The following is a 26,090-nucleotide window of genomic DNA, read 5'->3' as shown; positions in this document are numbered from 1 at the left end:
CTATGCTCCTTCTTTATTTTTGAGGTATTTTATTACTAGCTCTTCCTTAAAGCCTTAGTTTACACCAACAGCACTAAATGATTGCTTAACTGCTGCTACTTCAGCAGAATTTGCACCATATAAGTCTGCAGCAGCTTGTACTGCACCAGCACGAGCTTGACTAAATGTAGTAGATTGCGTGAAATATTGTGTGTTTGCACGGTAATAAATTGCACCTAACTTATCTTTACCAATGCCCGTTACAGTTACACCGTAATGCGTACCACCATTTGCTAATAAATAAGCTTGTTTATTAATAATGCCGCTGTTTGTATGAACGCCACCGTTATCACTTGAACCAGTGTAACGCTTAGAATAATGGTCTGGATCACCATACTTCGTAGGATCACTCATAGAGCGAAGTGCGTCTCCTGCTTTACCAGGTGTGTAAATATCTTCACCAATCTCCCAATCCGGGTTACGGTTATCATAGAATTCTACTAAAGTACCAAAGATATCAGAAATCGCTTCATTTAAAGCCCCAGATTCATTTTGATAAATTAGATTTGAACTATTTTCCGTAACAGCATGCGTTAACTCGTGACCAATTACATCAATTCCACCAGATAATGAAGTAAACGTTACACCATCACCATCTCCGTATACCATCTGTGATCCGTTCCAGAATGCATTGTTATAATTACTTCCGTAATGAACTGTCGATTTTAACGGTGCTCCTGCATCATTAATAGAATTTCTATTAAACGTAGCTTTATAGTAATCATATGTTTTACCTGCATAGTAATGAGCATCTACTGCTGCTGCATCATACGCTGCATTGAAAACATTATCTGCATCTGCCCATAATGTTCCTGGTAATGTTGAACGGTTTTTCGCATCATATGTGAAAATTGTTGCCCCGCGTGTATTATCTTGTAAGTAGTAAGATGATCCAGATAACGTTGTATTAAGCGACTTCGTATCTCCTAATACACCTTTACCAGTTCCTACTTTATTCGTTCCTGTTACAGGCTTTACAACAGCTTTCGCATCCTGTTTAGGAGCCTCTTGCTTAACTGGTGACTTATCATCATTCGTCACATGATCAATTGTATTAAACTTATTTAATACTTTACCGCTGTCTGCCTCAATGAAATAGTAGTAGTTTCCTGGGCTTGGATCTAAGAAGTTTAGATTTACAACGTATGCATATGTTGTTTCTTCACCATTTTGATATACATATAAGTCCGCTTTTGGTTCTACCTCATATTTCGGTGTTACCCCTAAATCTTGCTGCGCGATTTCAATTGCTTTTGCGCCTTCAATCTTATTTTTATTTTTCAACTTTTCCTTTTTGTCTAAATCAGGTGCAACTGTTCCAGACAATACTTTTAAAGAACCGTCTTTACTTACGTGAGCTACTTGAGTAGAACCCCATACAGGCACTCCTTCGTAAACTTGTTGCATACGTACTACTGTTGAATCAGTTACAGCATCTTTCTTCACTTGTTTCACTTTGAAAGAATCTTGTGCACTCTTTTCCCCTAGCTTGTAATCACCTTTTGCTGCATTTAAGTAATCAAACACAACAGATTCTGCTTTCTTGCCAGTTGCTTCAGTTAGATCACCAGAAATAAACTCAGGTGACTGCACCGTCTCATTGTACTTCTTCGTAGAGAGCACATTTTTAGAATCCGCAAATGCAGAGCCTGTCCCTCCAAACGTTGTAACTGCCATTCCTGTCGCTAACACTAATGCTAAACTTTTCTTTTTCATGAACCTTCCCCCTAATAAAAATTTTTTTGAAAAAGAGTAGTTTCATATTAGCATTATGTTTCCACTATTAATATACTAAAAATTCAAATAATTTTTTTCTCAAGTTTTGTAGAATTTTGAGGAACAAATATTGAAAAACCCCTTTCCGATTGGAAAGGGGTTTCTGTTAAGAATTTATTAATTCTACTACTTTTTCGCCTTGACCATAAATATCCGATGTCCAAGCATATTGCGGTTCCAATACCACTAATACAGCTACCAAAGCCAAAGCACCAATAATTATTTTTTTCATATTATTTTCCTCCCTTTTCTTCTAATAAATTAATTGCTAATTTATAGTAGTTATTACTTTCCTTAAATTCTAGTAATTCCTCGTGATATCCTGCTAGTTCTAAATACACCATTTTTAATTCCTTTTTATTTTCTTCGCCTCTAAAAAATGGGATTGCCTCAACTTCTAAAAATCTTTTATAAACATCTTTCGTTTCAAAGTATTTATTCTTAAGCATTGAAAGTATATATAGCATACTTTTATACTTTTCATCCCTCTTGGCAACATCTATTCCTTTATTAATCCAATCTTTCGCTTCTTCAAATTCTTTTAATTCAATACACTGCAAAGCGATCTCATACACTGCATCAATATAATTTAAATCCTCTTCCTTTTTGTACTTTAGGCATTGTAAATAATAATCTTTTGCTTTTGCATAATCTTTTAAGTTATAGTACAAGAAGCCTAAATTATTTAAAGCAATAGCTGTTATACTTTCTTTATCAGCAAAAGAATTTGCTTCCCTCAAAATATTATTATAAATAGATAGTGCTTCATTATATTGCTTTTTTTGTATATAACTCAACGCAATAAGTAACTGGCAATTTATCACATAACGGAATTTATATTCATTCTTAAATCCTTCCATTGCTACATTAGCAAAATGTAAAGTCATATGTTCAACTTCTAATTCATTATAAACAAGAGCCAAATTGAAATATATTCCATTCTCATGATAACCTTGTTCCTTTGCCATTACTTCTGTTCGAGTCAAATACTCCAATGCCTTCTTATATCTATGTTGTAAAAAATAATATAACCCTTTGCTATACGTATATAATAATTTTTGGAATGGTGAATACTTTTTGTACATCTTCTTTAAGCTCTCTAACTCTTTTTCGACAGCAGGAAAATCCCTTTTCATAATTAAATAACGTGTATACAGCAGTTTATAATAATTTATAATTTCAAAATCCAACACATGCTTCATTTCACCTTGCAACTCTTCATATATACGTTCTACTTGTTGCTTGTCTAAATGAACTAGTGCATTTAACCATTCATCTAGCTTCCCCTTCACATCTTCTTCTACATCTCTCAAATCCGTCACAGCAATTTCTAGTCTTGTGCAGAGCAATTGTAGAATTTCTTCTGATGCTTCGATCTTTCCATTTTCGATCTTACTTAAGTATGAGACAGAACAAATGCCCTGACATAATTCTTCTTGTGTCATTTTTTGCTGGAGCCGTTTATAAAAGACTTGTTTGCCTATTTTTTCTAATGTTTGTTGCATTGTCCTCCTCCATTCTCATTACCCCCATTACTCTAATAATACATAAAATTTGGAGAAATATAAATTGATAAATATAAATTTTCTAAAAAATATGCATAATTTCATTTTTTTCTCTCTTGACTTCACATCAATATCTCTTCTTTGCTACGAATGGTGAAAAATTGGTATACTATAACCAAATTATGGAGGTGTTCTCGCGATGACTCATTATAAAGACGATAGTTATGCCTTACATACAGACCTATATCAAATCAACATGGCTTATACATATTGGAAAGATGGTATTCATAATCGCCGTTCTGTTTTTGATTTATATTTTCGAAAGCTTCCATTTGAGAACGGCTACGCTGTTTTTGCTGGCCTTGAGAAAATTGTAGAGTACATAGAAAATTTCAGTTTTACTGAAAGCGATATCGCTTACTTAGCAGAATTACAATTCGAAGAAGAATTCCTTCATTATTTACAAAATATGAAATTCACTGGGACGATTCGCAGTATGCAAGAAGGTGAAGTTGTATTTAATAACGAGCCTTTATTACGTGTTGATGCACCACTTGGTGAAGCACAAATTATTGAGACTGCCCTCTTAAATATTGTGAATTACCAAACATTAATTGCCACAAAAGCAGCACGTATGAAACATGCTGCAAGTAATGATGAGCTTTTAGAGTTCGGCACAAGACGTGCCCATGAGTTCGATGCTGCCCTTTGGGGGACGCGTGCTGCCTTTATTGGTGGTTTCTCCTCTACAAGCAACGTTCGTGCTGGGAAACGCTTTGGCATCCCTGTAGCTGGCACACACGCTCACTCTTTCGTTCAAGCATATCGCGATGAATACGTCGCGTTTAAAAAATACGCTGAAACTCATAAAAAGTGCGTCTTTCTCGTTGATACATATGACACATTGAAATCTGGTGTTCCAAATGCGATTCGTGTTGCAAAAGAATTTGGGGATCGTATTGATTTCTATGGCATACGTCTTGATAGTGGTGATATGGCTTATTTATCGAAAAAGGCACGAAAACTACTAGATGAAGCAGGGTTTACAAATACAAAAATTATCGCTTCTAGCGATTTAGATGAATACACAATTATGCACCTTAAATCTCAAGGAGCAAAAATTGACGTATGGGGCGTTGGAACGAAATTAATTACGTCCTTTGAGCAACCTGCATTGGGGGCTGTTTACAAACTCGTTGCGATTGAAGATACTGACGGAAAATTAAATGATACGATTAAAATTTCATCTAACCCTAAAAAAATTACCACTCCAGGACTGAAACGAATTTATCGTATTGTCAATCGGGTTAACGATCATGCAGAAGGCGATTATATTGCGTTAGATTCTGAAGAACCAGGAAAAGAAGAGCGCTTAAAAATGTTCCATCCAGTTCACACATATATAAGTAAATTCGTAACAGACTTTGAAGCCCGTGAACTGCATAAAGACATTTTCGTTAACGGTGAAAGAACATATGAACTACCAAGTATATTAGATATTCAAAAATATAATGAACAGAGCCTCTCTCTATTTTGGGAAGAATATATGCGAACTTTAAACCCTGAAGAATACCCTGTCGATTTAAGCCAAGAGTGCTGGGATCATAAAATGAATTACATTCAAACAGTTCGAGAACAAGTTGAAAAAAACATACAAAAGTAAACAGAGAAGTTTCCCCTTCTCTGTTTTTTCAATACTATATGGATATTTGTAAAAAATATATTAAAATAATAAGACGAATGTATTTTATTTTTAAATTTTAATATTATACTATTTTAAAGTAAAATAATATTTGATATTATTTTATTGAGTCAATTTCAACAAAATCACCAATAAAAAAGAGGACGCGGTTCGCGTCCTCTTTTTTATAAATCTTTCACTCGTAATACACGCATTGCATTTAACACTGCAAGTAGTGTCACACCAACATCTGAGAAAACAGCTTCCCACATTGTTGCAATACCAAAGGCACCAAGTAATAAAACGATCCCTTTTACACCTAGAGCAAAGATGATATTTTGCCACACTATACTTCTTGTGCGTTTTGCAATTTTTACAGCTGTCGCAATTTTTGAAGGCTCATCAGTCATAATAACGATGTCTGCCGCTTCAATTGCTGCATCTGACCCTAAACCACCCATCGCAATACCAACGTCTGCACGGGCTAATACTGGTGTATCGTTAATACCGTCACCAACGAAGGCAATTTTTTCTTTTCCGTGCTTCGCTGCATCAATTTTTTCAATCTCTTCTACTTTTTGTTGCGGTAGTAATTCCGCATGAACTTCATCTAAGCCTAATTCTTTACCAACAGCTTCACCAACTGGTTTTGCATCACCAGTTAACATTACTGTCTTTTTAATACCTAGTTCTTTTAACTTTTGAATCGCTTGTTTCGAATCCTCTTTTACCTCATCAGAGATAACAATATAACCTGCATATCTTCCATCTACAGCAACGTGAACTAATGTACCTACTGTTTCTGGTTGCTTAAATTCAATATTTTCTTTTCTCATTAATTTTGCATTACCTGCAAAAATTTCTTTTCCTTGTACTTTTACGACTGTACCGTGACCAGAAATTTCGTTATAATCATCGATTATTTTTTCATCAATTGATTTTCCATATGCCTTTCGAATAGATTGGGCAATTGGATGGTTAGAATATACTTCAGCAAATGCCGCATACTCTAATAACTCTTCACTTGTAGTACCTTCGCTCGGTTCCATTTTTGTAACTTTGAAAACACCTTTTGTTAATGTTCCTGTTTTGTCAAAAACAATATATTTCACATCATTTAAAGCTTCTAAATAGTTACTACCTTTTACTAACACACCACTTTTAGATGCACCACCAATACCTCCAAAGAATCCAAGAGGAATGGATACAACTAACGCACATGGACAAGAGATTACTAAGAACACTAAAGCTCTATAAATCCACTCAGAGAATGTAGCTCCTTCTAAAATAAGTGGTGGAATAAACGCCATGATTGCCGCTGTAATAACTACAACTGGAGTGTAGTAACGTGCAAACTTCGTAATAAAGTTTTCCGTTGGTGCTTTTTTACTGCTTGCATTTTGAACTAAATCTAAAATTTTCGATACAGTTGATTCACCGAATTCTTTTGTAACTTCAATTGTCAACACACCGTTTTGGTTCACAAAGCCACTTAATACATCATTTCCAACTTCAACTTCACGTGGTACAGATTCACCTGTTAATGCTGAAGTATCTACCATTGATGTTCCTTCAATTACTTTTCCGTCTAACGGCACTTTCTCACCTGGCTTAACGATAATATAATCGCCAATTTGTACATCTTCTGGTGATACTTGTTTCGTTTCATTTCCAACCTTTACATTCGCATAATCAGGACGAATATCCATTAATGAAGTAATTGATTTTCGAGAGCGGTTTACCGCAATGCTTTGGAATAGTTCTCCTACTTGATAAAATAGCATTACTGCTACAGCTTCTGAGTATTGTTGAATTGCAAAAGCTCCTACAGTTGCAATTGCCATTAAGAAGTTTTCATCAAATACTTGGCCACGAGTTATGTTTCTTACCGCTCTCCAAACGATATCTCCACCTATTAATAAATAAGCAAGGACGAATAACGGAATTGTTACCATTTGTGGTAAGCCCGCTAATGCAGCAATTGCTGTCAAAATTCCGCCGACCACTAATCTCCCTACCATCTTTTTCACATTTGCTTCACCATGATCATGACTATGCCCGTGGTCATGACCGTTCTTCTCTTCACGAACAACTTTCACGTCTGGCTCTAACTTTTGAACGACATTTGTTATATTTGCTACAGTCGCTTCTAGTTCTCTTTTATTCGCAACTTCTACTCGTAGTTTCTTCGATACGAAATCAACAGTTGCTTCTGAGACAGCTGGCATTTCCTTAACTTTATTTTCAATTTTCATTGCACAGTTCGCGCAATCTAAACCTTCTAATATAAATACTTCTTTAGCAATTTTATTTTTTTGTTCTTCTTGCACTTTAATATGCGGTTCTAATTTTGTAACGAGTTGTTTTGCTTCCATAACAACTTCGTTTTCTTTATTTTGTGCCGTTTCTAAAATCATTGTCTTTGTTGCAAAGTTTACAGAGCAAGAATTTACTCCTTCTATATTCCCAACACCTTTTTCAATTTTCATTGCACAATTCGCACAATCTAAACCTTCTAACATCAGTTTCTTTTTCACTAACGCTTCAGCCATCGTTCTCCCTCCTCGCGTTCTTTTTATTCTTCTTCGTTTACGTGTTCAAACGCTTGCTCGAAGATATGAATTACGTGCTGGTCAGCTAACGAATAATAAACAACCTTTCCTTCTTTACGATTCTTCACAAGTTTCGCTTGCTTTAACACACGAAGCTGATGCGAAATAGATGATTGTGTCATTCCTAATAAATAAGCTAAATCACAAACGCACATTTCAGCTTCAAATAGCGCATGTAATATTCTCGTACGTGTACGGTCACCTAATACTTTAAATAGTTCTGCTACTTTACTTAAACTTTCATCAGTTGGAATTGTTTGTTTTACTTGCTCTACAACTTCTTCATGAATTATCGTTTGAGAACATGTCTCTTGTGGTGTTTCTACTTTATTTCCAGCCATTATAGCTCACCTCTTTAATTGAACATATGAACAATCATTCATATATCTTATACTCTTATTATATGAGCGCCTACTCATATGTGTCAATGAAATCTGATTTTTTTTTATGAACTTTCCGTTCACATTTTAATAAGTCATATACATATTTTTCGCATCCTCTATATTCTCATACAAAAAAGGATGCACAATTCGCACACCCCTTTTTACTTACTTTTCATTTTCACCGCATCCACAATTAAAGAAACAAATCCTAACTGATTATCCCGATTTCTATGGTCAAAACGTTTCGAACGATAAATAAATCCATCTTTCTCATTCCAATCATTATAGTGAAACTTACCATTTTCATCACAGTATTCTAAGAGCCTCACTTGAAAACCTGCTGATTCAAATATGGACGTGATTGTTTTATAGTTATGAACAATTTTATGGCTTGCTGCAGGATGATCTAATGGACCAGGTCCACCTACTTGTACCCCTTGCTGATATTCTTCATCTGGAAAAAATGCATCTGGTACTGCACAACGAATATATCCATTATCCATTAAAAACTCATAACAAATTTTTGCAGCTTCAATTCCTTCTTCATATGATAAATGCTCCCATACATGTTCTGCCAAAATTACTGATAAAGAATTAGGTTGAAATTTATCAAGCCAAGTTTCTCTCCGTAATAAATTTAATTCTTCTTCATTCGTATGTAACCAACCAGGGTTATTATTATAACCCTCTGCTCCAACTACAACTTTTGTTTCTTCCATTTTGCTCCCACCCTTTTTTCATATTCCGACATAAAAATTCAACAAAGTAATATATATTCCCTTTATTTCAACAAAAGAAAAAGCCTTGCGCGCTCCCTAGACGCACAAGGCTTACTATACTTATATCCCTTTTAATTAAGCTTTTAATTAGCTTGTTCTAAATTATCCTGCGAACTTCCATCGTCTTTTAAATGACTATGTTTTTTCGAATAAACAAAGTATACAACTACTCCAATTGCTAACCAAGCACCGAAGTACATCCATGTTTTTAATGGTAGATTTACCATTAAGAATAGACAACATGCAATCGAAATAATCGGCAAGATCGGTACAAGTGGTACCATAAATCCACGTTGTAATTTTGGATGTGTTTTACGAAGAATAATAACTGACACACCAACCATCGCAAATGTTAACAACGCTCCAATATTCGCTAAATTCGACAATTCTTTTAAATCGATAAATCCAGCAATTAAAGCACTACCAATTCCTGTTAACCAAACTGTAAATGTTGGCGCTTCTGTCTTTTTATTAATTTTCGCGAAAGATTCTGGCAATAAACCGTCACGGCTCATCGCAAAGAATACACGTGTCGTTGCATAAATGTAAGCAAAAATTACTGCCATAATACCAATTACAGCTCCAATTGCGATTACACCTGCTACTTTATCTTGTCCTACAACTTCTAACACATATGCCATAGCTTCTGGTACATCTAATTCTTTATAAGAAACCATACCCGTCATAACGAGACAAACTACAACATAAATGATTGTACAAATGACTAACGAAGCGATAATACCAATCGGTAGATCACGTTGCGGATTTTTTACCTCTTCAGCAGAAGTTGCTAATGCATCAAATCCTAAGAAAGCAAAGAATACTGCTGCTCCCCCCGCGAAAACTCCACTTAAACCGTACGGTGCAAATGGTATCCAGTTTTCTGGTTTCACGTAGAATACACCAACTGCAATGAATAAAACAACGATACCAATTTTAATTAATACCATTATGTTATTCACGCGTTTACTTTCTTTCGTACCTCTTGATAATAACCAAGTTATAACTAATGTAACGATAACTGCTGGTAAATTCACCATACCACCTTGAGACGGAATCGTTAGCAGTGCTTTTGGAATTTCAAGCCCTAATCCACTCACTAAGTTATGGAAGTAACCAGTCCATCCGCCAGCTACTGCGGCAGTCGTTACAACATATACGGATAGTAATGTCCATCCCATTAAATGAGCTACAAACTCACCAATTGTTGCATATGAGTATGTGTACACACTACCTGAAACAGGAAGTGTAGAAGCCACCTCTGCGTAACATAATGCTGCAAATCCACAAACGATGGCTGCAATCATGAATGAAAAAATAACTGCTGGACCAGCATCTCTTGCTGCTACTAATCCAGTTAATACTAGAACTCCTGTACCAATTATCGCACCAATCCCTAGCATTGTTAGGTCAAATGCCCCTAGCGTTTTCGTCAAAGTTTTACTTTTACTTTCCCCTAACAATTGCGTAACGGATTTCTTTTTAAATAGGTTGGCCACGATGTATGCCCCCTTTTGCCAAGAAGAGCTAAGAGATCTTCACTCTTAGCTCTTATCATGTTGTTTTATATATTGTTCGATTTTGTTTTGTATAATGCTTCTATTAGCAAGATACTGTTTCTGCTTCTAATAATTCTTTAGCACCTTTGTACTCTACACCGTGAGCTTCTGCAACTGCTTCGAATGTTACATAGCCATCTAATGTGTTAATACCTTTTAGTAATGCAGAGTTGCCTAGGCAAGCTTCTTTGTAGCCTTTGTTAGCAATTTGTACTGCATATGGTACTGTTACGTTTGTTAATGCAAGAGTTGATGTACGTGGAACCGCACCTGGCATGTTTGCAACTGCATAATGAACAACGCCGTGTTTTTCGTAAGTTGGGTTATCATGAGTTGTAATACGGTCAGTTGTTTCGAAAATACCACCTTGGTCAATCGCGATATCTACAACAACAGAACCTGGTTCCATTGATTTAATCATTTCTTCTGTTACAAGTTTTGGAGCTTTTGCACCTGGGATTAATACTGCACCGATTACAAGATCAGACTCTTTAACAGCTTCTGCAATATTGTAAGGATTAGACATTAAAGTTTTTACTTGGTTTCCGAAAATGTCATCTAATTGACGAAGACGTTCTGCACTTAAGTCGATGATTGTTACATCCGCACCTAGTCCAACTGCAATTTTAGCAGCATTTGTACCAGCTTGTCCACCACCGATGATTGTTACTTTACCACGTTTAACCCCTGGAACACCTGCAAGTAAGATACCTTTACCGCCTTTGTTTTTCTCAAGGAATTGTGCACCAATTTGTGCAGCCATACGACCAGCTACTTCACTCATAGGTGCAAGTAATGGTAATGAACGGTTTTCTAATTGTACTGTTTCATATGCGATAGAAACAACTTTTTTCTCGATTAAAGCTTTTGTTAATTCTGGCTCTGGAGCTAAGTGTAAGTATGTGAACAAGATTAAGCCTTCACTGAAGTGTTTGTATTCGCTTTCAATTGGTTCCTTAACTTTCATAACCATTTCCATATTCCAAGCTTCTTCAGCTGTATCAACAATTTTTGCTCCCGCTTCAACATACTGAGCATCTGTGAAACCAGACCCTAAACCTGCACCCTTTTGAATGAATACTTCGTGATTGTTACGAATTAAATGTACAACACCTGCTGGTGTCATTGCCACACGGTTTTCGTTGTTTTTAATTTCTGCTGGTACCCCAATACGCATAATGAAATGCCCCCTTATAATTAACAGAAAAAAGAGATTCTTTTTTCTTTTTGTAATAATTAATAACTTATGTCCTTATTCTAGCATAACTTAAAAGTTATGAAAACGCTAACATATCATTTTCCTAAAGTTTTTATATTTAGAATAGTGTAAATATATAAAACATTGATTCTATTAGAGGTTTCGTGTCATTCCATTATCTTTCACTCTATTTTTATTATACTGCTTCAAAATAAAAAGCAATCATTTATTATTTGACAATAATTTAACAATGTAAGAAACCTAAGCGATAACGTATACATATACAGTTATTACTTTACTCAATACTTTAGAGATATATTCTTTTCACAAAAAAACAGCTGCTAGCATTTAGCTAGCAGCTGGGTAACTTATAAATAACTTAGAAAATAAATCATCTGTCGTTTCAGTAATTTTATCAAACAGATCACTTTCTTCCGCTTCTTGCTCTTTTAACATCTTAATTGTTTCACGTGCATCTTCAGGGTAATCGGTTATGATACCATCTACGTTTAACTTATAATATGCCTTTAAATTTTCCATATCATTTACTGTCCATACGTAAATTGGTTTGTTTAACTTCCTTGCTTCTTTTACTAATTTCTTATTTAACATATATTCTTCTGCTACGTAAAAGTCAGCCTTCACATTCTTTAAGTTAGCTCTACTTGCATACAGTATATACCCTACTTTTATATCTGGATTTGCACGCTTAAACTCTTTAATAAGTGGATAGTGTAACGTTTGAATTACACATTGCTTCTCAAATTCATTATCTTTAATCGTTTTTAAGACTTTGTTTACAAAATCTTTTTCGCCCCCATGAAGCTTCACTTCTATATTAAGTTTGATTTTGCCATTTGCTAGCTTAATGATTTCATCAAGTGTACTTATTTGTCCTGAAAGTCCATCTTGACTAAGGGTAAGCTGCCTTAACTCAGCCATCGTTAAATCTGACACATGTACATTGGCATTTGCGAGACGTTTCAGCTTCAAATCATGTATAACCGCTAGCTCACCGTCTTTCGTTTGTAATACATCTATTTCAGCGTAGTCTGCTTTTGCATCAATAGCACCTTGCACAGCTTCTTTCGTATTTTCTACGCCTTTTGATATATACCCGCGGTGCGCCATAATAATCGGTTCTTTATACGAATTTGAAATAAACGTTACAATGAAGGCAACGACCATTCCCGCAGTAATAATCCCTACAATGTATACGCCAATGAATTTCCAACGATGTTTTTGGAAAAAGCATTTATCTGCTTTCGTTTTCGAATAATCTAATCCTTCTTCTAATAAAACATCTTCAACCGGTACCTTTTGTAAGTATAATCGCGTAATCGCCATAATATAAAATGGCGTCACGATAAAGCTGAATAAATACAATGTGCTCGTTAAAAATACCGAAATCGTTGATTCAGCTAATAATGCAAATGTTCCTTTCGGGTTTGTAAATTCATAAATACCCCATAGGCACAATAAATACATTCCCAAAAACATGACATATACAATTCCAATTGAAATAAAAAATCCTACTAAAAAGAATAGTACTTTAAAAAAGCTTTCCTTTACTAAAGTTGCACTTTTACGTGCTGCCACGCGAAATGGTTTTTGCTCTAAAACAACAATAGGTAGAACGAAAATCCATCGAAGATTCAAATACGCGACTACAGCAAAGAACGTGTAATAACCAACTTGTCCCATCGTTGTCTTAAACAGCTCTCCTGTAATAAAGTTAGGAATTTGAATTTGCGGGATTAATGCCGTTTCATATCCCATATTTAAAAGAGGCAACAATACGACAGCATATAAAATAAATCCTGGTAAGCAATATGTGAAAAGAGTAGGTAAATACGTTACCGTTTTATATAAAATCGGACGTAATTTCACCTTCTGTCTTTTATGAGCGAAATACGAAATAATAATAAGCACCGCAAATTCTGTAAAGATAAGAAACAGTGCTAACAATGATAAAATTACGATTGCTAAGATGCCATAAGGCGTCTTTAAAAATGCTAATAATTCATCATTTGTCGCATTTGCATAACCACCAAAATACAATAACTTATTAAAAATAATCCCAAATAGTGGAACAAACACAATCGCTGCTAATAATTTATAAGCAAGTTGAAAAGTTAATACATTCCAAAAGGCAAATTTAACTGTTTGAAAGGAATGTCTCATTACTCCTGGTATAGATAGTTTTTTACGGTGTTGCATATATTCCTCCAAATTCTAAAACGGTATTTGAGATGGATTCCATATTTCCAGTTCTAATCCATCTTTTTAATAATAATATATTCCGCTTAACATGAACACACTTATACATATAATGAAAAAAGTGATGGCTACTTCCCATCACTTTTTCATTTATTCTATTTTTTCTCTAGCCCTTGTCCAAATGCTTTCAAGAAGCTAAAACCGAATGTAATAGCTCTATTGATATCTGGATCTTTTAATACTTTAAAGAAATCCATCACTTTTGTTTTTTTGCCACTATTTAATTCATCTGTTGCAAATTGCAATCCTGTAACTAAACTTGACGTAATTTGCTTCGTTATTTCTGGGTCAACTGAAGATAACGCTTCTCCTGCCCCCATCATATTATTTAACGCATTTTTAACGGGTTCACGATTTAATTGCTCCACAGCGATTTTTGAAACATCTTCCTTCGCAGCAAGTAAACTAATTGCCGCATCTAATATACCAGCCTTCTGCAACTGTGCTAAAAGCTGCATCGTTTCTTCTACTGCTTCACGATTATTAGATAGCTCATTTAGAAGTTCATCTGCTACTTGCTGTTTCTGTTCTTCCTCTGTTACAACTTTCTTTTTAATTACAGTAATTTCTTTCGCCACTATCTCCGCCCCCTAGTCCACAAGTGATACGTATTGTTTTCTTTGCCATTTTTGCTGGATTTCAACACCGTTTTGCGGATTACGCTTTTTATCTCTCGGGTTTGAAGATGGTAACGGACGATTCCCTTTTTCACGTAGTACACGCATCTTTACCATCGTTTGTTTGTACGCTGGTGTACACGTATAAAGATCTGTCGCCGTTCCAGTTAAAATATTGATTGCCTCTTCATTTACCGTTGCATGCATCGGTAAATATAGCTCTTTCCCCGTTACACGATCTGTAACAAGTGCCTGTACTTTAATTTTCCCAAATGGTGATGCTAATTCTACAAGGCCACCATCTTTCACATTGCGCTCTAGGGCAAGTTCAGGCGAGATTTCAACGAACACTTCAGATACTTTAGATAAAATACCAGCCGATTTATTCGTCATATTCCCTTCGTGGAAATGTTCTAACATACGACCATTATTTAAAAGTAAATCATACTCATCTGGCGCTACAACTGGTGGTACCCATTCATCTAATGATAGACGAGCTAGTTTATCCGGGAAGTTAAATCCGTCCACATATAATAGCGGTGTATCGCTACCATCATGGCTACCCCAACATAAACTATTCCATCCTTCTAAACGATCGTATGTTGCCTGAGAATATAAAGGTGCAAGCGATGCAATTTCATCCATGATTTCACTTGGACTTTCATAATTCCAGTCCCCGCCAAGCGCACGAGCTACTTTTTGTAAAATCCACCAGTCTGGCTTTGAATCACCAAGCGGCTTCAATACTTCATATAATCTTTGAATACGGCGCTCTGTATTCGTAAATGTTCCCTCTTTTTCTAAGCTTGGTGCTGCCGGTAAAATAACATCAGCAAAACGAGCTGTTTTCGATAAGAACATATCTTGAACAACAAGGAAATCTAAATTCGCTAAAATATGTTGTACATGGTTGGCATTCGAATCTACTAAAGCCATTTCTTCACCCATAACATACATACCACGCAGTTTTCCTTCATCTGCCGCAAGTAACATTGCAATATTATTTAAGCCTGGTGCTTTCGGAATTGTAGTACCGTATGCTTTTTCAAATTTCGCACGGAGCGCATCATCTGAAACCGCTTGGTAACCTGGAAGCCAGTTTGGTAATGTTGCCATATCACAAGCGCCTTGTACGTTATTATGTCCGCGTAATGGATATGCTCCTGCACCAGGACGACGATAATTACCCGTAACAAGCAATAGATTTGAAATTGCTGCTGAAGTTGTACTTCCTCCAGTATTTTGCGTTACACCCATTCCCCAAAGTACACAAGTACCATCTGCTTCATATACCATACGAGCCATTTCTTTCAGATTTTCTTTCGAAATCCCCGTAATTTCTTCTGTATAATCAAGCGTATACTTTTCTACCATTTTGCTATATTCATCAAAATTCTTCACATTTTCAGCTATGAACTTTTTATCGTGCCAATCTTGATCAATAATATATTTCGTAATACCAGCGAGCCATACATAATCAGTTCCTTGGCGCGGATGAATGAATAAATCCGCACGCTCTGCCATTTCATGTTTACGAAGGTCCGCCACAATTAATTTTTGGTCATGTAATTTATGAGCACGTTTTACACGCGTTGCAAGTACAGGATGTCCTTCTGTCGGATTTGCTCCAACGATAATGACAAGGCCTGCTTCCGCAATATCTTTCACTGTTCCAGCGTCCCCGCCCATACCGACAGTTTTAAATAAACCGTCTGTTGCTGGAGATTGACAATAACGGGAACAGTTGTCTACATTATTCGTTCCATATATTTGACGGGCTAGTTTTTGCATAAGATAATTTTCTTCATTCGTTACTTTCGAAGAAGAAATAAACCCAAATGCATCACTTCCATATTCTGATTTAATATGCTGCATATTGGATGCAACAACTTCAAGAGCCTCTTCCCATGAAGCTTCAACAAACATATCCCCTTGGCGAATTAATGGCTTTGTAATACGATCTTCACTGTTTACAAAATCCCATCCAAATTTGCCTTTTACACATGTTGAAATACCGTTAACCGGCGCATCTGAAACAGGCTGCACTTTCAAAATGTGGCGGTCTTTCGTCCATACTTCAAATGAACAACCTACACCACAAAATGTACAAACTGTTTTTGTTTTATTCACTTTCGTCTTACGCATCGCAGCCTCTACTTCTGAAACTGCTAAAATACTACTATATCCCGGCTCTACATCCTTTACAAAATCAATCATCGGATCTAACACATCCGGTTTCAATCCTGTCATGAATCCAGCTTCACCTAACATTGATTTCTCCATCAACGCATTACATGGACATACTGTTACACATTGCCCGCAACTTACACAAGATGAGTCATTTATACTTACACCATTGTCCCATATAACACGTGGACGGTCTAAGCTCCAGTCTATCGATATAGTTTCATTCACTTGTAAGTTTTGACATACTTCTACACACTGTCCACAAGCAATACATTGATTTGGATCATATCGATAAAACGGATGTGACATATCCACTTCACACGCACTTACTTTTGGCTCATACGGATATTTCTGTTCCTCAATTCCCATCATATGTACTGTATTGTGGACTTTACAGTTACCATTATTGTTATCACAAACGGTACAATACAGTAGATGATTCTCTAATATTCGATCCATTGCCTCAGTCTGTGCCTCTTTTGCACGCTGGGACTGTCTTTCGATATGCATACCGTTCTCTAATTTCGTTGAACAAGCACGCAATAACTTTCCATTTACTTCTACAATACACGTATCACAAGTTTGAATTGGATCTACTTCTGGTACATGACAAATTTGAGGATGTTCCAAATTACTCTCGTTAAATAATTGTAGTATCGTCTTTTCACCTGATGCAGAAAATTCTTTACCATCGACGGTTACACGGACTGTCTGTTCTGCCATAGTTTCCCCTCTCCTTACAACCAACTGTACAACACAATCATGAATCCGTTTTCAAAATCGCATTACTGTACATATTTTTGAAACGCTCTACCCAAATACTTTCTTATGAAGTCGATTCTAGATGTTATAAGGTATAACTACGAAAGCTTGAAAATATCACTATTCTACAGTTCTATTATATCGTACATATACAATAATAACCAAAATAATCTGTGATCTTCTTGTTAATAGGTGTTTTTATTTTTCCCATTGTTTTATGATAAATGTGGGAGAGAAATACATATAAAAGGGGAATTAAATATGGGGCCTACGCAAGAGACTTATACAATTGTACGTTATCAATCTGGTACATTTTCAAAACAACTTGATGAGATTGTTACAGAATCTCCTATTACTATTAAATTGAATGGTGAAGAATATGTAACAGTCGTATGCACACCAAATTATATTGAAGATATGGTAATTGGTTTTTTAATTTCTGAGGGGATTATTTCTTCCTATAACGATGTTGAAGAACTATGGGTTCAAAAAGATAACGGAATTGTCCATGTAAAATCATCAAAAGTGAATCCGCTCTATCAAACTTTATATAATAAACGATACGTCACTTCTTGCTGCGGAAAAGGTAGACAAGGTTTTATTTTCGTAAACGATGCAGCAAAAGCAAAAGACTTACATGATATACATGTAAAAATTACTCCTGAAGAATGTTTTTACTTAATGAATACGTTACAACAATCTTCCACTACCTTTCGCCAAACCGGCGGTGTTCACAATACCGCGCTCTGTGATCGAAACAAAATCCTCCTATCAAGAATGGATATTGGCAGACATAATGCATTAGATAAAATATATGGTCATTGTTTGCGCAACGATATATCTGTTATAGGAAAAATTATCGCATTTAGCGGACGTATTTCATCTGAAATTTTACTCAAAGTTTCAAAAATCGGATGTGAAATTGTTCTATCTAAATCTGCCCCAACAAAACTAGCATTGCAACTCGCTCACGATTTAGGCATTACAGTCGTAGGATTTATCAGAAATGAATCCTGCAATATTTACACACATCCACATCGAATTGATGGTTATCAATCGAATAACTAAAATAACTCCTCAATTGAGGAGTTATTTTAGTTATGAAAATGTAATATATTAAAGACTTGAATAGTTAATAAAGTTAATATATAATTTCATTACATATTAAAAAACAAAACATTGTAGCATATATCTTTTCATTCTTTTACAAATTAAAAGAGACTGCTAACAAAACACATACACATTCTTATAAAAGTAATGGATTTATTTTATTTGAAATCGACCAAGGAGGTTACAACTATGGAAATTCGCTTATTAACGACAGAGGACGCAGAAATATATTTAAAAGTTTGTATGGAAGGTTTAACGAAGAACCCGGAAGCTTTTAGCTCTTCCTATGAAGACGTTTTGAAACATGAGGATCCTGTAGCTGCTATGGCAAAACGATTAAGCAATCCGGATAAGTATACTCTAGGGGTCTTCAAAGATGATGATTTAATCGGCATTGCTACTTTAGAAACAAAGCCTTTTATAAAACAAGAACATAAAGCAAAAATCGGTTCCGTTTTCGTTTCCCCAAAAGCGCGTGGCCTTGGAGCAGGACGAGCTCTTATTAAAGCAATTATTGAAAATGCCGATAAATTACATGTAGAACAACTTATGCTCGATGTTGTAGTTGGTAACGCTGGTGCCAAAAAATTATATGAATCATTAGGTTTCCAGACTTACGGCGTACAAGAGCGTTCATTAAAACATAACGGTCAATATTGGGACGAGGAACATATGGTTCTGTTCTTAAATGATTAATACTTCAATATAGTTTTCCAAAAGCATCTTTTTATTAAGAAAGATGCTTTTTTCATTACAACAATGTAATCTTCATGTCACCTTTATCGATCGTACCAAACCTTTCCATTCATTATACTAAAAATATAAAGTGAAACTTTACTCAGTGGGGAACTACATCCCACGCTGATCGCATGTACTTGATATGTAGAGGAGAATGTGACATGAAACAAAACAAACGAGCTATGCTTTTAATATTTACTACAGCAATTGTAACTTCTGGATTAGCAATTTTACCTTGGTTTATTATATGAACACTCCCCCTAACAATGAAAAAAGCTGATTGCTTCTTAAGAAGCAATCAGCTTTTTTTATATTATAAAATCCCCAAAATTTTATTTACGCAACTTATAATAATAACCATAGATACGGCAACGCACATGACAACCGTATTACGATCTTGCTTTTCTTTTTTTGAAATTTCTTCTTTTGAATTCATGTGTATGATCTCCTTTTAAAAAAAGTGTGAGATAGGAAATTTTTCTTATCCGATGCGAGGTGAATACGAAAACCCTCTCTATCTCACATACACAATAGAATGGAATTGTCATTTTATAAATAAAATGACATGACGTTATGTCGCAACATAGGGTATTTTGTGTCGCTACGTTTTCTATTATAAAAAATAGTTGTGCAAAACTAGTGCATTTTTTATGTCAATTACTCTGAGCGAAAAAATCAGCCCTCCATTCAATCACATAAAAAGAGTTTTTTATTATTTTCATGTAAACTATACAAGTAGAATGAACAGTTTGGGGTGCACAAGATTATGGTAAAAATTTTATTAGTAGACGATGAAGAACGTATGTTACGATTATTAGATCTGTTCTTAAGCCCTCGCGGCTATTTTTGTATGAAAGCTACCTCTGGCCTTGAAGCACTAAAATTAATCGAACAAAAAGAATTCGATATTATTTTATTAGATGTTATGATGCCAAGTATGGATGGATGGGATACTTGCTATCAAATTCGTCAAATTTCCAACGTTCCTATCATTATGTTAACAGCTCGCAACCAAAACTACGATATGGTGAAAGGCCTCACGATGGGCGCAGATGATTATATTACAAAACCATTTGATGAGCATGTATTAGTCGCACGAATCGAGGCTATATTACGCCGTACAAAAAAAGATGGCTTTGTTAGTTTCAATGGTATTGAGTGGGATAAAACGAAACATACTGTCACAGTTTATGATGAAAAAATCTCATTAACTCCTATCGAATTTTCGTTACTCGGACTATTTTTACAAAATACAAACCGTGCTTATAGCCGAGATGATTTAATCGAAAAAATTTGGGGCTATGAAACAGATATCGAATATAGAACAATTGACTCACACATTCGTAATATCCGTGATAAACTACGCAAAAAAGGATTTCCGATTGAAGATTACCTAGAAACGGTCTATAAAGTCGGATATAAATGGAAAAGTGAATAATTACTTCGGTCAGTGGGAAATCGTATACCACTGACTCTTTATTATGAATAAGGTATGGTGAAAAAATGAGTAAACTTTCCCTTAAAATTGGGACATACTTTTTAATATTAGCTTTATGTATTGAAACAATTGCTTTCGTATCTTTTTATAAAAGCCTTTCAAAAATGCGTATTGTAGAGGAAACAGATGCTCTTTTAGAGAAAGGTAATCGCTATAGTAAAAAAATTAAAAGCCGCGAGAGACGGGATGAATATTATAAAGAAATGAAACACGCTGAACATAATAAAAATCCTAAACGTCCTGTGTACCCTGAGTTCGATATTACGAATGAGGCTGCACACTTAGTTGAATCGGAATCAATTTCGAACTCCGATATAGCTATCATTATTACTGACCATAACGGCAAAATTATTTCCACCTCAGAACCCGTAACAAAAGATATGCAAAAACAACTTACTTGTAAAACAGAAACTGTCCCAGACGGCGGATTGGTCGTTGAAAGGAACTGGAAAAAATCAAAGTTCATCACAACAGTAAGCCCACTTAACACAGCAAAGTTTCAAGGAAAGCTATATATGTTATTAAAAACATCTTTCCTAGAAAATATGTTACTTAAACTCATGAACCAATTTCTTATCATTAGCGTTTTAACAATTATTTTAACAACAATTTCTGTCTTTGTTTTTTCACGCGTTATTACAGAACCACTTGTAAAAATGAAGAGAGCGACAGAAAAAATGTCAAAATTAAACAAGCCAATTCAATTAGGTATTAAACGAAATGATGAACTCGGAAGTTTAGCAAAAACAATTGAAGATTTATCGAGTGAACTTACGTATATGAAAAAAGAGCGCAATGAATTTCTCGCTAGTGTCGCTCATGAACTATTAACTCCATTGACCTATATGAAAGGTTATGCGAAGGTAGCAAAGAGAGACTCTTTAACCAAAGAGGAGCGAGAAGAATACTTACAAATTATTGAGGATGAAACGGATAGTGTAACCGATCTCGTCCAAGATTTATTTATGCTTGTACAATTAGAACAACACCAATTTGTTATAAAAAAACAAAAAGTGCTTCTTCAGCCATTTTTAGAACGAATGGTTGAAAAAACAAAAACAACATTAACGAATAAGCAAATGCAACTTCATGTATATTGCAAAGATGATTTAGAAGTTTGTATAGACGAAAGACGTATGGAACAAGTTATGTTAAATTTATTACACAACGCTTATCAACATTCGCCAGAAAACACAGCCATTACGATACGTGTACTTACAAAAACAGATTCTTTTACAATAAGTGTACAAGATGAAGGTGAAGGTATTCCTGAAGAAGATATCCCGCATATATTTGACCGTTTTTATCGTGTCGATAAATCTAGAACACGAGCTACAGGCGGAAAAGGTATCGGGCTAGCTGTTGCAAAGGAAATTGTAGAATTGCATAACGGTTCTATTCTAGTAACAAGCCAATTAGGAGCGGGAACAAACTTTATAATCGAGCTACCTTTTGAATAATATGCGTGTGAAAACACCAGTAGTAGTAAACACTACTGGTGTTATTTTGTTCATAAAAACAGCTCATATAAGCTAAGCTTTTGAAATTATTCTTATTTCAATATAAAATAAAGGTACATTTGCAAAGATTTGGAGGGTGATATAATTGGATATCCATGTATTAACAAAAGACGAAGCAGAAATTTACTTAGAACTTCGCGTAGAAGGATTAAAGCAAAACCCTGAAGCATTCAGCTCTTCTTATGAAGATATTATTAATAAAGAGTGTGCGATTGAATATAAAGCACAAAAATTAGCACAAGATGAAAACTATACGCTAGGTGCATTTAAAGATGGAAAATTAATCGGGGTTGCAACACTGGAAACGAAACCATATGTAAAACAAGAACATAAAGCTAAAATCGGTTCTGTATATGTATCTCCAAAAGCGCGCGGACTTGGAGCAGGAAAAGCACTTATTAAAGAATGTCTTGAGCTTGCTAAATCTTTAGAAGTAGAACAAGTTATGCTTGATGTTGTTGTTGGCAACGATGGAGCGAAAAAACTTTATGAATCATTAGGTTTTAAAACATTCGGTGTACAAGAACGTTCATTAAAATATAACGGACAATATTGGGACGAAGAGCATATGGTCTTATTCTTAGATGAAAATAAATAATAAAAAACATCCTCATGTTTGGAGGATGTTTTTTACTTTCTTGTAAACCATGCCGTGTGTAATAATTGAATCGCTTTCGCAATTTCTTCCTCTGATAATATCGCAAACCCAAGTAAAACTACATTTTCAGGTGCAGTATCGTCTTTATAGTACGTAGACACAGGATATATTTTGATACTATGTTTCGCAGCTTCTTGAATTAATTCTTCTTCCCGCATTCCATTATGCACTTTTAATAAAATGTGTAATCCTGAATCTTCTCCTATCACTTCAACACGATTAGAGAAATACTTCTCTATTTCAAAAACAAGTCGATCTCTCTTCTTTCGGTAGACGACACGCATTTTATGAATATGTTTTTCCCAATAGCCTTCATTTAAAAATCTTCTAATCACTTCTTGGTCCATTCTTGAAACACTTTGTGTATAAAATAAATATTGCTGTTGATACTTTTTAATTAATTTCTTCGGCAACACCATATAGCTCATCCGTAGCGATGGTAATAATGCTTTAGATAGCGTCCCCATATAAATAACTTTCCCCTCTGTATCTAACCCTTGCAGCGCCGGTATAGGCTTTCCAGAATAGCGAAATTCACTATCATAATCATCTTCAATAATATACCTGCTCTCTTCTTTCTTGGCCCATTGTAAAAGCTGCATCCTTCTCGTAATAGGCATAATCATTCCATACGGAAACTGATGGGAAGGTGTAACAAATACAACATTCGCATTGCTATTTTCTAAATCTGCAATACAAATTCCATCTCTATCTAAAGATAACATTTGGACTCTTGCTTCTCCCTGTTCAAAAACAACCATCTTTCTATGATACCCTGGGTTTTCAACTGCATAATTGCTTCCCTTTAACAATTGAAACAATAGTTTCACTAATATTTGTGTTCCCGCTCCTAATACAATTTGACTAGCTGAACAACGTACACCTCTAGATTCATACAAATAATTCGTAATCTCTTCTCTTAAGCTCGCTTCTCCTTGAGGGTGTCCTAGAAAGAGAAGTTCGTTATTATGCGGCTGCCATATTTCATTTACAATTTTCCGATACATATTGAATGGAAAAGCATTTGTATCAATTCCTGTTTGTGTAAAATCAAATTTATAACTCTTCTCCTGAAACGGTACTTCTTCTATTCTATCTCCGCTATCCTCTATATGAACCATTTGCTCAATCTTGCATACAAAATAACCTTTTCTCGATATCGACTCAATATAACCTTCTGCAAGTAATTGTTCGTACGCTGCCTCTACTGTATTTTTACTTACTTGTAAATGTATCGCTAACTTTCGCTTAGCCGGTAATTTCGTAAAAGGGACAATTGATCCATCTTTAATTTCTTTTTTTATATACTCATACAATTGCACATACAATGCCTTTTTACTATTCATATTTAAATTAGGCGTTAATTCTAACATAATATCTGACCCCTTAATAAAACTAAAATCTGATACTTTTTACAGTACCAGAAGTTATATATAATTCCTTTTATCATGTCACACATAAAAAATCAAATACTGGAGAGGAGAAACATGATAATGAACAATGGTAGACGTATCGGACTCATTATGATTATTACAGGGGCTACATTATGGGGATTATCTGGTCCAATGATTCAGTGGCTATTTCAACATACTAATGTATCCTCAATTGATTTTTTAACAATTCGATTGTTGCTTGCAGGAATATTTATTTTGTCTTTCTTACTTATAAAGAAACAAAACATATTTCAAATTTGGAAACACCCTAGATATTCTATACAACTTATTATTTTCTCTATTCTCGGCATGCTCGGTGCGCAATACGCCTTTATCGAAACGGTTCATATTAGTAATGCAGTCACAGCAACGCTATTTCAATTTCTAGGTCCTGTTCTTATTACCATGTATGTTGCATTTGAACAAAGAAAATTCCCTGCTTCCATGCAACTATTCGCAATTATAGCCGCGCTAATAGGAACATACTTTATTATTACAAATGGCTCAATTGAAAATATTGTTTTATCCAAAGAAGCTATTATTTTTGGACTATTAACAGCAATCGGATTTGCATTTTATACCCTTCATCCGGCTTCTCTCATTAAAGAATGCGGGACAACTGTAGTAATTGGTTGGGGGATGTTAATCGGAGGAATTGCACTACTTATTTATAATCGTTCATTCGGGTGGAATCAATTTTCACAAACCCTTACACTAAAAACTTTTTCTATGCTTATTCTTATCATTATTAGTGGTACCCTTTCTTTCCTTCTATATATCGGTAGTCTTAAATATTTAGCAGCAACAGAAACAAGCATTTTATCTAGCATTGAACCCCTTGTAGCTGCCATCGTTTCAATCACTTGGCTAAATGAATCTTTTGGAACATATCAATTATTAGGCGGCGTATGTATCGTTCTGTCCGTTATTTTTTTGACGATGCCTCAAAAAGAAACCGAACCAACCTATACAACGGAACAAATATAAAATGAAACTTTAATTAGTGGGGACTATCTCCCACTAATTATTAACCTACACCAATCGGGCTTTTACGAGATAAAAATGTCAAAAGAGGTCGTACAAAACTTACGACCTCTTTTTATACTTTAAAGGAATTGTCCCGCCTTCTAGCAAATACAATTACACTAACAATAAAAACTAGGAGTGTGGCACCATGAAAAAAATCGGAACTATGCTACTTCTCTCCTTCCTCATCACTGGATGCACACAAACGCAACCGGATTCAAAAGAACAAAAAAAAGACGTAATAGCAACGTCATCCACTCAAGTGAACGCACCTTCCTTCTTTCACCTTAGTGTTTTAAAAGATGTAAATTGGGAAGAAACACCTTCTTTCGTAGAAGGAAAAATGCCTTTAAAAGGCATCGAAGGTAAAGTCGCAATGGCTGATAGTCCTATTATCGCAAATGAACAAAATGAAATAATGTGGCACTTTCTAGATTCTGAAATACCAACTGGAAAATTGTCTATTATTGCGCTAAAACAAGGATCTGTAACTCCGACACAAGTACTCTTTCAAAAAGAAACTTCCAAACAAACTTGGACTACTTCAAATACAATCGATTCTACTACAAACGAACTCCCTCTCACTATGTCACTACCTTCATCTGGATTATGGTTATTAAATATATATGTGAATGAAAAATATTATGATCAGTTTGTAATCACTGCTGAGTAAAGTGACAAAAATAAACCACTTTCTTACAACAATGTAATTTCTACGTCATGTACTTC

At 35.1% G+C, this 26,090-nt stretch carries 21 protein-coding genes; 8 read left to right on the top strand and 13 right to left on the bottom strand.

All coding sequences use genetic code 11. The features are described from left to right. Positions 1 to 54: 54 nt before the first annotated feature. From MR107_RS06870 to MR107_RS06860, 3 genes are all read right to left on the bottom strand, one after another. Positions 55 to 1,755, bottom strand: coding sequence for a M4 family metallopeptidase (locus MR107_RS06870; RefSeq protein ID WP_000730369.1), 1,701 nt, complete (start codon positions 1,753 to 1,755; stop codon positions 55 to 57). Between the two features lie 166 nt (positions 1,756 to 1,921). Beyond that, complete coding sequence (locus MR107_RS06865) at positions 1,922 to 2,047, bottom strand: NprX family peptide pheromone (protein ID WP_000720172.1); 126 nt, start codon at positions 2,045 to 2,047, stop codon at positions 1,922 to 1,924. Between the two features lies 1 nt (position 2,048). Then, positions 2,049 to 3,320: a helix-turn-helix domain-containing protein gene (locus tag MR107_RS06860; protein WP_001187959.1), complete on the bottom strand. Its 1,272-nt coding sequence runs from the start codon at positions 3,318 to 3,320 to the stop codon at positions 2,049 to 2,051. 199 nt (positions 3,321 to 3,519) lie between these two features. Here MR107_RS06860 and MR107_RS06855 point away from each other — a divergent pair, with 199 nt between their 5' ends. Beyond that, a complete protein-coding gene (locus tag MR107_RS06855; RefSeq protein WP_242292206.1) occupies positions 3,520 to 4,983 on the top strand; it encodes a nicotinate phosphoribosyltransferase in 1,464 nt (487 codons plus the stop codon). Between the two features lie 203 nt (positions 4,984 to 5,186). On the opposite strand, the gene MR107_RS06850 is transcribed toward MR107_RS06855, so the two are convergent. The 8 genes from MR107_RS06850 to fdhF form a co-directional block, all read right to left on the bottom strand. Further along, on the bottom strand, positions 5,187 to 7,553 hold the full coding sequence (locus MR107_RS06850; protein WP_226368583.1) for a heavy metal translocating P-type ATPase: 2,367 nt from the start codon (positions 7,551 to 7,553) through the stop codon (positions 5,187 to 5,189). A gap of 23 nt (positions 7,554 to 7,576) precedes the next feature. Next, the gene (locus tag MR107_RS06845) at positions 7,577 to 7,954 is read right to left on the bottom strand and encodes an ArsR/SmtB family transcription factor (RefSeq protein WP_000918378.1); all 378 of its coding nucleotides are present in this window, start codon (positions 7,952 to 7,954) and stop codon (positions 7,577 to 7,579) included. Between the two features lie 203 nt (positions 7,955 to 8,157). Then, positions 8,158 to 8,715, bottom strand: a complete 558-nt coding sequence (locus MR107_RS06840; protein ID WP_226368584.1) for a class I SAM-dependent methyltransferase — start codon at positions 8,713 to 8,715, stop codon at positions 8,158 to 8,160. A 143-nt stretch (positions 8,716 to 8,858) separates the two neighbouring features. Next, positions 8,859 to 10,274 (bottom strand): amino acid permease, encoded by a 1,416-nt coding sequence (locus MR107_RS06835; protein WP_001284893.1) that lies wholly within the window; start codon positions 10,272 to 10,274, stop codon positions 8,859 to 8,861. A 103-nt stretch (positions 10,275 to 10,377) separates the two neighbouring features. Further along, a complete protein-coding gene (gene ald, locus MR107_RS06830) occupies positions 10,378 to 11,511 on the bottom strand; it encodes an alanine dehydrogenase (protein WP_001219742.1) in 1,134 nt (377 codons plus the stop codon). 369 nt (positions 11,512 to 11,880) lie between these two features. Then, positions 11,881 to 13,752: a glycerophosphoryl diester phosphodiesterase membrane domain-containing protein gene (locus MR107_RS06825; protein WP_242292205.1), complete on the bottom strand. Its 1,872-nt coding sequence runs from the start codon at positions 13,750 to 13,752 to the stop codon at positions 11,881 to 11,883. 155 nt (positions 13,753 to 13,907) lie between these two features. Further along, the gene (locus MR107_RS06820) at positions 13,908 to 14,390 is read right to left on the bottom strand and encodes a helical membrane plugin domain-containing protein (protein WP_001040540.1); all 483 of its coding nucleotides are present in this window, start codon (positions 14,388 to 14,390) and stop codon (positions 13,908 to 13,910) included. A gap of 12 nt (positions 14,391 to 14,402) precedes the next feature. Beyond that, a complete protein-coding gene (fdhF, locus tag MR107_RS06815) occupies positions 14,403 to 17,339 on the bottom strand; it encodes a formate dehydrogenase subunit alpha (RefSeq protein ID WP_000840663.1) in 2,937 nt (978 codons plus the stop codon). Positions 17,340 to 17,639: 300 nt separating this feature from the next. On the opposite strand from fdhF, the gene fdhD reads away from it, so the two are divergent. Beyond that, a complete protein-coding gene (gene fdhD / locus MR107_RS06810; protein ID WP_086692382.1) occupies positions 17,640 to 18,446 on the top strand; it encodes a formate dehydrogenase accessory sulfurtransferase FdhD in 807 nt (268 codons plus the stop codon). A gap of 231 nt (positions 18,447 to 18,677) precedes the next feature. Next, complete coding sequence (locus tag MR107_RS06805) at positions 18,678 to 19,184, top strand: GNAT family N-acetyltransferase (protein WP_000405868.1); 507 nt, start codon at positions 18,678 to 18,680, stop codon at positions 19,182 to 19,184. 355 nt (positions 19,185 to 19,539) lie between these two features. On the opposite strand, the gene MR107_RS31340 is transcribed toward MR107_RS06805, so the two are convergent. Then, positions 19,540 to 19,662 (bottom strand): hypothetical protein, encoded by a 123-nt coding sequence (locus MR107_RS31340; protein ID WP_001085006.1) that lies wholly within the window; start codon positions 19,660 to 19,662, stop codon positions 19,540 to 19,542. 330 nt (positions 19,663 to 19,992) lie between these two features. On the opposite strand from MR107_RS31340, the gene MR107_RS06800 reads away from it, so the two are divergent. The 3 genes from MR107_RS06800 (at position 19,993) to MR107_RS06790 (ending at position 22,842) form a co-directional block, all read left to right on the top strand. Then, positions 19,993 to 20,664 (top strand): response regulator transcription factor, encoded by a 672-nt coding sequence (locus MR107_RS06800; protein ID WP_000238957.1) that lies wholly within the window; start codon positions 19,993 to 19,995, stop codon positions 20,662 to 20,664. A gap of 65 nt (positions 20,665 to 20,729) precedes the next feature. Beyond that, on the top strand, positions 20,730 to 22,184 hold the full coding sequence (locus tag MR107_RS06795; protein WP_242292204.1) for a HAMP domain-containing sensor histidine kinase: 1,455 nt from the start codon (positions 20,730 to 20,732) through the stop codon (positions 22,182 to 22,184). A 145-nt stretch (positions 22,185 to 22,329) separates the two neighbouring features. Continuing rightward, positions 22,330 to 22,842 carry a GNAT family N-acetyltransferase gene (locus MR107_RS06790; RefSeq protein ID WP_000351212.1) on the top strand — a complete coding sequence of 171 codons (513 nt, stop codon included), beginning with the start codon at positions 22,330 to 22,332 and terminating at the stop codon, positions 22,840 to 22,842. A 32-nt stretch (positions 22,843 to 22,874) separates the two neighbouring features. Here the strand turns inward: MR107_RS06790 and pdxR are convergent, their stop codons facing one another. Beyond that, entirely contained in the window at positions 22,875 to 24,275 is a 1,401-nt protein-coding gene (gene pdxR, locus MR107_RS06785; RefSeq protein ID WP_000891877.1) for a MocR-like pyridoxine biosynthesis transcription factor PdxR, read from the bottom strand. Between the two features lie 120 nt (positions 24,276 to 24,395). Here pdxR and MR107_RS06780 point away from each other — a divergent pair, with 120 nt between their 5' ends. Both MR107_RS06780 and MR107_RS06775 read left to right on the top strand, forming a co-directional pair. Next, a complete protein-coding gene (locus tag MR107_RS06780) occupies positions 24,396 to 25,322 on the top strand; it encodes a DMT family transporter (RefSeq protein ID WP_001059054.1) in 927 nt (308 codons plus the stop codon). Positions 25,323 to 25,509: 187 nt separating this feature from the next. Next, complete coding sequence (locus MR107_RS06775; protein ID WP_000719692.1) at positions 25,510 to 26,034, top strand: DUF4871 domain-containing protein; 525 nt, start codon at positions 25,510 to 25,512, stop codon at positions 26,032 to 26,034. The last annotated feature ends 56 nt before the right edge of the window (positions 26,035 to 26,090 follow it).

Origin of the sequence: Bacillus cereus group sp. BfR-BA-01441 (genome assembly GCF_022663075.1) — a bacterium.
GTDB lineage: Bacteria > Bacillota > Bacilli > Bacillales > Bacillaceae_G > Bacillus_A > Bacillus_A cereus.
This window is presented reverse-complemented; position numbering and strand designations above follow the sequence as displayed.